The sequence below is a fragment of the Paenibacillus terrae genome (genome assembly GCF_000943545.1).
Classification (GTDB): Bacteria; Bacillota; Bacilli; order Paenibacillales; family Paenibacillaceae; genus Paenibacillus; species Paenibacillus terrae_A.
This window is the reverse complement of record NZ_JTHP01000166.1, coordinates 1-1,328: the sequence shown is the minus strand read 5'-3', so window position 1 is coordinate 1,328 and position 1,328 is coordinate 1. Positions and strand designations below refer to the sequence as shown.

General features: G+C 54.4%; 1 protein-coding gene. It reads left to right on the top strand.

What is annotated here, in order from left to right; genetic code table 11:
* Positions 1-19 precede the first annotated feature (19 nt).
* A partial coding sequence (locus tag QD47_RS29420; RefSeq protein WP_412178008.1) for a condensation domain-containing protein occupies positions 20-1,328 on the top strand: 1,309 nt, incomplete at its 3' end.

The following is a 1,328-nucleotide window of genomic DNA, read 5'->3' as shown; positions in this document are numbered from 1 at the left end:
GTCTCCCTATAAGCTGACCTTGAACGGCCTAATCGCCGGCGGCCAGTTGACGTTCGTATGCAGCTATGACTCGTCGTGTTATCGGCTAGAGACGATCGAGCGCTTCATGGCCGACTTCTTTGCGCACCTTCAAACGATCATCGCCCATTGCGCAGCTAAAGAGCGGCCAGAACTGACGCCAAGCGACTGCAGCTCCAAAGGAATCGAACTCGCGGAGGTAGAGGCCCTGAATCAGGCTTTCGACTATCCGATCGAGGATATCTATCGGTTGACGCCGATGCAAGAAGGCATGTTGTTCCATGCCCTCACGAACCACCACTCAGCAACTTACTTGGAGCAGTTCGCGTTTACCGTGAACGGCAAGCTTGAGGTCTCACGATTCCAGGAAAGTTTGCGCCAGTTATCGGCGAGATACGCGATTTTGCGCACCGCTTTCGTGACCAGTGGCGTGAAGCAGGCGCTGCAAGTCGTTGGAAAGCAGCGGGACATTGAATTTACCGTGGTCGACGGTAGCGCGAAATCCGTCTGGGAATACAAAGAGCTGGACAAGCAGCGGGGATTCGACCTGCGCCATGATGCTTTGATGCGCGTGACGATTGTGCAAGAGAACGATCAACGCAGCCATGTGCTCTGGAGCTTCCATCATATTCTGATGGATGGCTGGTGCCTCGGAATTATCATCCAGGAATTCTTTACGATCTACCGAAGCTTGACGAGCGGAACTCCATTGTTGCTGCCGCCAGTTCAACCCTTCAGCAACTACATCCGGTGGCTGGAGAAGCAGGATGCCCAGCAAGCGCGTGCCTATTGGGGTAACTACATATCCGGTTATACGCAGCACGCGGGGCTGCCTAAACGCAGCGTTCCTTTAAAAGGCGACTATGACAAGCAGGAGCATGCCTTCGTGCTGGATACGGAAATGACGGAGGGATTGCAGCAAGTGGCTCGTCAGCATCAGGTGACGCTGAACACGCTGATTCAAACCATATGGGGACTGCTGCTGCAAAAGTACAACCGCTCGCAGGACGTCGTTTTCGGAGCGGTGGTTTCGGGAAGACCGGCGGAATTGCCGGATGTGGAGCGAATGGTGGGCCTATTCATCAACACCATCCCGGTGCGGGTAACCAGTGGGGGGCAGCAGCGGGTGTCGGATTTGCTCAGACAAGTCCAGGAAACAGCCTTGTCTTCGGAACGCCATTCGTTCTATCCGCTGTACGAGATTCAGTCGCAAAGCGAGCTGGGACAAGGTTTGGTGGATCACATTGTCGTATTTGAAAACTATCCGGTGACGAGCGAAGCCATGAACAGCGGCGATGCGTACGAGTTTA